The sequence below is a fragment of the Mucilaginibacter sp. P4_G9 genome, from assembly GCF_056400985.1.
This window is the reverse complement of sequence record NZ_JBFUKF010000266.1, coordinates 1-6,960: the sequence shown is the minus strand read 5'-3', so window position 1 is coordinate 6,960 and position 6,960 is coordinate 1. Positions and strand designations below refer to the sequence as shown.

The following is a 6,960-nucleotide window of genomic DNA, read 5'->3' as shown; positions in this document are numbered from 1 at the left end:
CTGCTTGTACAAACTGTATAATTTAAGCAGCGTATCATTATCAGGGCGCTTGGTTAGTTCTTTACTTCCTTTAACGGCCATTTCAAAGTTTTTGTTCAAACTCATTTTTATAATTTTTTATGGTTAGGGGCGATGATTGGCTATTGTTTAGATTTAGGAAAATCTTCAACATAATCGCTGCTACGCGGCGAATCCAAAAACAAGCTACTCAACTCAACGGGTAATATGGTTAATCTTCGTTTTTCCAGATCAATCCATGCGCCGTCTGTGATAATCGTGGCGGCTTTTATACCATCGCTACGATACAACTCGTGTTTGATGGTCCAGCGCGATCCATCTGCTCTTGAGCGGGTAATTTCACAGCTTACTGTAACGTAATCGCCAAGCGCTATTTCGCGTAAATAAAAAAGCTCTTCCCTGAAAAGCACAGGGCCTACCTTGTAGCCAAAAAGCTTTACGGGATTTAAGCCTACTYTTTCGAGCATGTTTAACCTGGCCTGCGCGGCAAGATCGGCATAGGCCGAATGTCTCATGTGCTGGTTAGCGTCTATTTGCGACCAAAGTACCTGGCCTTCATAAAAAACGTGCATACTATTATTAATGATGTTGTTCTTTAAACTTTTTTACTGATGCTGCCAGCTTTGGCAAAATCGTGAGGGCATCGCCTACAACGCCATAGTTGGCAGCTTTAAAAAATGGCGCTTCAGGATCAGAATTAATTACAACAATGGTTTTTGAGCCATTAACTCCTGCCAGGTGCTGTATTGCACCTGATATGCCTACGGCTATATAAAGATCGGGGCGGATTGAACCGCCTGTTTGACCCACATGCTCATGATGGGGGCGCCAATGTGCATCGGCTACAGGACGTGAACATGCCGTTGCAGCACCAAGTTCTTTTGCAAGATTTTCTATCAGTCCCCAGTTTTCGGGGCCCTTCATGCCCCGGCCGCCAGAAACTACAAGGGTAGCATCACCAAGGGGGATTTCCCCCGTGACCTTATTTACTGCAGTTATTTTTATTCCAAAATCCTTTTCGCTAAAATGGAGATCCAGTTTTTCAACCGTTGCTTTACCGGCTGTTTTATTTAGCGGGAAGGTATTGGGCATGAGCATAATTACTTTTATATCGCTTGCTACATTAACCCAGGCAAATGCCTTGCCCGAGAAGACGGATTTTTTTATTGCGAAACCTTTGCGCTGATCAGGATAGGAGAGTGCCCCTGCCACCATACCGGCTTTTAATTGTGCGGCTACCCGGGGGGCAACCGCCCGGCCATTAATATTATAAAGAGTTACAATGATCCTACTATCTTCGGCCTGTGCAGCTTTTACCATAGCGGTGGCATAAGCCCTTGCATGAAGTTCATCAAGGCGACTATCGGCAATATGGATTACTTTACCGGCCCCATAGTTACCTAAAGCTTCCATTTCCGCATCGGCAATTGTCCCTAAAACAACAGCGGTTACAGTAGTGCCTGTTTGTTGCGCTATTTGGGCGGCATACTGCACGGCTTCAAAACTTTTCTTTTTTATATTTCCCTCGGTATGTTCTACCAATACAATTACAGACATATGGGTTTAATTTAGTTAGATGTTATGCCAATAGTTAATATTTAAATGGCTTTGGCTTCGGTATGGAGCAATGCTACCAGTTCGTCCATATCATCGGCGCTTACTAATTTTACACCTGCTTTGGCGGACGGTAATTCATAAGATAGTATAGCGGTTAAAGGGGATACAGAAGCGGGCACAACAACTTTTAAAGGGCGTGTACGCGCGGCCATTATGCCGCGCATGTTGGGGATCCGGGCTTCAGCAACTCCTTTCTGGCATGAAATTACAAGTGGGAGGTTACAGCTATCGGTTTCTTCCCCACCTTCAATTTCACGGTTTATAGTAGCAACACTACCTTCAATTTTTATACTTGTTGCAAAACCGATATAATCCATGTCGAGCAATTCTGCAAGCATAACACCTGTAGTGCCATTGTTATAATCTATTGATTCCTTGCCGCACAATACAAGATCGTACCCAACACTTTTAGCATAATCGGCAATATATACAGCGGTTTGGTACGGGTCATTACTTTCGGCGTCAATCCTTATGGCTTCATCGCCTCCTAATGCAAGCGCTTTACGCATTGCCGGTTCTACATCGGCCTTACCAACGTTTATCAGATGGACTTCGGCAGCAAGGCCACTTTCTTTTAACGCTATAGCGCGGATGAGTGCATACCATTCATCATAAGGGTTAAGTATATAGGTAGTACCCTGGCTGTTAATTGCCGTATCATTATCTTTTAATATTATTTTGGTTGTAGTATCCGGCACCTGGTTAATGCATACTAATATTTTCATGGCGTTTTTTATGTTATATCTTGTAAATAATTACAGGCCATTTAAGGTCCCAGATTGTTTTGATAGCAAGCGCTACCTGGTTTAATAATCGGGGGTAAAATTAAAGGCGATGCCCACTGCCGTAAAGGGCGGCAATGCGGAGATATTAGTCAAAAAGTCGGAAAGAAAAATAGTGGCTATAGCATAGCCTTAATTAGCGTGGAATAGCCATCCGGTAATCTGAAGGCGATAAACCGGTTTGTTTTTTAAAATATTTACCAAAAGATGATTGATCCGGAAAGTGAATGGCATAAGCTATATTAGCTACGCTGATCTCCTGGTTCCTTAATAAAACTTTTGCTTCAAGAATTACGGCATCATCTATCCATTCACCTGCGGTTCTGCCGGTTACATCTTTTATGGTTTCTGTAAGATGTTTTGATGATACAAACAAGGCATCGGCGTAATATTGTACGTTGCGATGTTCTTTATAGTGATGAAAAACCAGGTCCTGGAAAAGTACATTCAGTTCCTGCTTGCGGTTTAGTTTTCCTTTAACTATTACATGCTGCTTTTCATAAATAGATCCTACTTCATATAATAGTGTGATGAGTATGCTCCTGGAGATCTCCATTCGGTAAGGGTGGTCCTGCCTGTCGAGCTTTTGCTGTAACAGTACATAAATTTCGAGCAGCATTTTAGCGTCCTGATGCTCGGGATATATTACGGGTAGTGATGCACTTTTAAAATAGCTGAAAGATTCAAGGAAATGGCTGTTTACATTGTTTTCTGTAAGGAAGGCTTTTGAAAAAACAATAAACCTGCACAAAAAATCGGGGCTGCTTTGGTAAATTCTCAATACATGAAAAGGTGTAGCCAGCAGCATGGCATCGGGTTTGGCATCGTAAATCTGCAGGTTTACCTCTACCTGGGCGGTTCCCCGTGTACAGATGCCTATAATATAGCCATCGGAACGGTAAGGATATTCACTTAAGCTTAATAATTGCTTTTCGTCTGTTACAAAAAACTCCGGGCCGATAAGTTTGTCTGCATACAGATCCGCAAACTTTGATAAACTGAGTTGTCCTATTTTCTTCATTTACAGCTTAAAAAGGTCTAAAAGTTCTACAACCGACTTTTTGACTAATATCTCCGCATTATAGCCCTTTTTTTCATTGTTTTACGCAGTAATTTTAATTTTTAATTAACAACAGGAGCAATCCCAACGCTACCTGCAAATTATACCAATTAAATTATGAGAAAATTATTACTCTTCGCATTCGCGTTATTACCGGTGTTTGCGTTTGCACAAGGGTTCCAGGTTAACCTGGAAGGCCAGAAACAGATTGCAATGGGGCACACAGGCACCGGTTTGGTGCAGGATGGAGCATCCGTGTTTTTTAATCCCGGGGCTGTTGTTATGCTGCCCGGTAACTACATCCAGGCCGGAATAAGTCCGCTTGTATTTAAGTCAGTTTTCAACCCAAATGGTACATCGACCCAGTATCACACTGCCAACAAGATTGCCACCCCTTTTAGTTTTTATGCCGCAGTAGGCCCTAAATCATCGTGGTGGAAACTGGGTATGGCTGTTTATACCCCTTTTGGCGGGCTTACCGACTGGGGACACGACTGGGCCGGGAAATATTCGCTGGAAAGCCTGAATCTTAAGGCAATCTATTTTCAACCTACCCTGAGTGTTAAAGTAGCTAAAAATTTGAGTATAGGCGCAGGCTTTGTGTACAACCGGGGTATTGTTGACTTAACCCAGGCTATCCCGATATCAAATCAAAACGGGCAGGACGGGCAAGCCCAATTAAAAGGATCAGGCAATGGATATGGCTGGAATGCGGGTGTTTATTATAAACCATCTGAATGTTTTACTGTTGGTTTAACGTACCGCTCAAAAGTAAAAACCACCATTAATAAAGGGGATGCCATCTTTACCATACCTGCTTCCCTGAAAACCAGCTTTCCTCAGCCTAATACTTTTAGTGCTGCCATACCTTTACCGGCAACTACATCTCTTGGTTTCGGTATCTATCCTAACAAAAAGCTCATACTTGCTTTTGATGTTAACTACGTTAACTGGAGCGTTTATAAGCAACTGGCATTTAATTATACAACCAATACTGCTGCATTACAGGATACTTATTCTCAGCGTAACTACAAAAACGCAGTGTCGTTAAGGGCAGGCGGCCAGTATAAGGCCAATACTAAATTTGATATCCGCGCCGGCGGCGGTTATGCCAGCACCGCCGTTCGTGATGGTTATGTTACCCCCGAAGCACCTGATGCCAACCGTATATTTTTAACAACAGGTTTGGGCTACCATGCCACCCGCCATATTGATATCGACTTTAGTTTTGAATATGAACACCTGATGTCACGGACGCAAACTAATATTCAGTCGCAATTATCAGGCACATTTAAAACCGATGTATACATCCCGGGCATTTCTCTTGCTTATCACTGGTAAATCCAAAACAACAAACAGATGAAGACTTTTAAAAAATATAGCTACCGTTACCTTTTTATCCTCGGCCTAATAGGCCTTGCAGCCTGCAAGCCCGAGATTAATACTTTTAAACCATCCAAAGGAAATGCTGATTTTTCACGATATATATCCATTGGTAATTCATTAACAGCGGGTTATGCCGATGGAGGATTATATCGTGAGGGGCAGTTAAACTCATATCCGGGCATAATTGCCAAACAAATGTTAACTGTAGGGGGCGGAGCGTTTACCCAGCCACTTTTTACCGCCGACCAGGCAAATGGTTCTGGTTATGTAAAACTCAGCGGCTTTAATGCGGATGGAACGCCCATTACTACCACTGTTACCACAAACCTGGCTGTAAGGGGCGTTTTGGCAGTACCTGGTTTTGGCAATGTTACTTTATATACCAAATATGCAGGCGAACTCAATAATTACGGCGTATCGGGCATAAAATTACTACATATAGCCTATGCTCCATATGGTAATCTTAATGGTTTTTTTGAGCGCCTGTTACCCGGGGACGCACCAACCAATACTACAACCTATCTTGATTTTGTTACCGCGAAACCTTTTACATTTTTCTCCAACTGGCTTGGTTATAATGATGCGCTGCTATATGCTACTTCTGGCGGTGCCGGTGATGCACTGACAGATAAAAGCACCTTTGCGCAGTTATATAATGTGCTTATCAATAAGCTTACTGCAAGCGGTGCAAAAGGCGTAGTAGCAACCATACCTGATGTTACATCGGTGCCTTATTTTACTACCAAAACTGTAAATGCAATTTTGGCCGGGGTTAAAAAGGTTAATCCTGCTGTTACTGCGATTTATGTTAATGCCCTCGTTTCGGGCACTACCTATGCGCCAAGGGCGGCCACAGCATCCGATCTTATTATACTCTCTTTTCCAACAAGTATGATAGGGCAAACCGTATCGACACCATACGGGAACCTGCCGTATGGCCTGACTCCATATACCCCCATTGATAATAAATATGTGCTCGATCAAAATGAAGCCGCGATGACCCTTGATTATGTGAACTCCTATAACGGAACCATTAAATCAGTTGCTGCGGCCAAAGGCCTGGCGGTTTTTGACGCTTTTACCTTTCTGAATAACATAAAACAATCCGGTTTACTTATTAATGGGATAAGTTTAAGTTCAAACTATATTAGTGGCGGTATTTTTTCGCTGGATGGGGTACATTTAACGCCAAGAGGCTATGCTGTTGTGGCTAACCAATTTATCAGCGCTATTAATAGACAATACAACGCCAATATTCCCCAAACCGATGTGTCATCATATAGCGCAGTGAAGTTTCCCTGATAGTAATCATCAAACCATATGTTAAAGCCATCATTACTAACCAAAGTTTAGTAATGATGGCTTTATAGTTTAAAAAGACACTTAAAACTAATTAAAACAGAGGCCGGCTGCTGTTTTAATTAGTTTTTTTGCATCGTGATCAGCTGTATCGCTTCTTCTCTTGTTTTGTTCTCTATTGCCATCACGAATTCTACAGGGCCACCGCCCTTGCCGCAACCAAAACACTGGAAAATATTTTTCTCAGGAGAAACCATCAGTGAGGTTGCCAGGTCCTTATGGAAAGGACATCGCCCTTTTAGGTTTTTGCGGCTTTCCTGGAGTAGTATATACTTGGAAATAATTTGGACAAGGTCTGCCTGAACTGGTAAAATAGAATGATCTGAAGACATAAATTAATAAGTAGTATCCCTGGAAAACAGGAAGCGAAATTACCTTTTATTGCTGGCAGCAAAGTGGATTTTTTGAAAAAAAATACCAGGTGTTTACATCATGGTTTCTATAATCAAAATAAAAGCCCCCTAAGCGCTCGCCGCCGGGGACTTTAAACCTAAACCTTATCACAATGGTAAGCAGAGAGCTTACCTATAGATTTTGTAAGTATATAGAATCAAATTGTAAAAATCAATAGGCATCAAAACATTGATTGTTTTTGTGTGTGCGGACGCCACCTTAGTGATTGAGTATAATGAGGTGGCGAAAGGTAGCAACACTATTGATTATAGGTGTTTGCGGTGTAAAACAAGCTGATTTGCAGCGGTGCAATAACTACATTTATTAAAATCGTAGCCTAATTAG

General features: G+C 42.1%; 8 protein-coding genes. 2 read left to right on the top strand and 6 right to left on the bottom strand.

Features of this window, described 5'->3' with window-relative positions; genetic code table 11:
• The 5 genes from AC1DPZ_RS19040 to AC1DPZ_RS19020 all read right to left on the bottom strand — a co-directional run.
• Window positions 1-81 (bottom strand): hypothetical protein (locus AC1DPZ_RS19040; RefSeq protein ID WP_477406321.1); only part of this gene is annotated, 81 nt, incomplete at its 3' end.
• Between the two features lie 59 nt (window positions 82-140).
• Window positions 141-590, bottom strand: coding sequence for an acyl-CoA thioesterase (locus AC1DPZ_RS19035; RefSeq protein ID WP_477406319.1), 450 nt, complete (start codon window positions 588-590; stop codon window positions 141-143).
• 7 nt (window positions 591-597) lie between these two features.
• Entirely contained in the window at window positions 598-1,575 is a 978-nt protein-coding gene (locus tag AC1DPZ_RS19030; RefSeq protein WP_477406317.1) for an electron transfer flavoprotein subunit alpha/FixB family protein, read from the bottom strand.
• A gap of 41 nt (window positions 1,576-1,616) precedes the next feature.
• Window positions 1,617-2,360, bottom strand: a complete 744-nt coding sequence (locus AC1DPZ_RS19025) for an electron transfer flavoprotein subunit beta/FixA family protein (RefSeq protein ID WP_477406315.1) — start codon at window positions 2,358-2,360, stop codon at window positions 1,617-1,619.
• 193 nt (window positions 2,361-2,553) lie between these two features.
• On the bottom strand, window positions 2,554-3,438 hold the full coding sequence (locus AC1DPZ_RS19020; RefSeq protein WP_477406313.1) for a helix-turn-helix domain-containing protein: 885 nt from the start codon (window positions 3,436-3,438) through the stop codon (window positions 2,554-2,556).
• Window positions 3,439-3,594: 156 nt separating this feature from the next.
• Between AC1DPZ_RS19020 and AC1DPZ_RS19015 the strand changes: the two genes are divergently transcribed.
• Together AC1DPZ_RS19015 and AC1DPZ_RS19010 are read left to right on the top strand one after the other, a co-directional pair.
• Window positions 3,595-4,818, top strand: a complete 1,224-nt coding sequence (locus tag AC1DPZ_RS19015) for an OmpP1/FadL family transporter (RefSeq protein WP_477406311.1) — start codon at window positions 3,595-3,597, stop codon at window positions 4,816-4,818.
• A gap of 18 nt (window positions 4,819-4,836) precedes the next feature.
• The gene (locus tag AC1DPZ_RS19010) at window positions 4,837-6,165 is read left to right on the top strand and encodes a G-D-S-L family lipolytic protein (protein ID WP_477406309.1); all 1,329 of its coding nucleotides are present in this window, start codon (window positions 4,837-4,839) and stop codon (window positions 6,163-6,165) included.
• 119 nt (window positions 6,166-6,284) lie between these two features.
• Here the strand turns inward: AC1DPZ_RS19010 and AC1DPZ_RS19005 are convergent, their stop codons facing one another.
• Entirely contained in the window at window positions 6,285-6,554 is a 270-nt protein-coding gene (locus AC1DPZ_RS19005; protein ID WP_477406307.1) for a CHC2 zinc finger domain-containing protein, read from the bottom strand.
• Window positions 6,555-6,960 lie beyond the last annotated feature (406 nt).

Bases quoted from the DNA above. Each gene is read 5' to 3' on its own strand.
- AC1DPZ_RS19030 (WP_477406317.1), bottom strand. From the start codon at position 1,575: ATGTCTGTAATTGTATTGGTAGAACATACCGAGGGAAATATAAAAAAG.
- AC1DPZ_RS19025 (WP_477406315.1), bottom strand. From the start codon at position 2,360: ATGAAAATATTAGTATGCATTAACCAGGTGCCGGATACTACAACCAAA.
- AC1DPZ_RS19020 (WP_477406313.1), bottom strand. From the start codon at position 3,438: ATGAAGAAAATAGGACAACTCAGTTTATCAAAGTTTGCGGATCTGTAT.
- AC1DPZ_RS19015 (WP_477406311.1), top strand. From the start codon at position 3,595: ATGAGAAAATTATTACTCTTCGCATTCGCGTTATTACCGGTGTTTGCG.
- AC1DPZ_RS19010 (WP_477406309.1), top strand. From the start codon at position 4,837: ATGAAGACTTTTAAAAAATATAGCTACCGTTACCTTTTTATCCTCGGC.
- AC1DPZ_RS19005 (WP_477406307.1), bottom strand. From the start codon at position 6,554: ATGTCTTCAGATCATTCTATTTTACCAGTTCAGGCAGACCTTGTCCAA.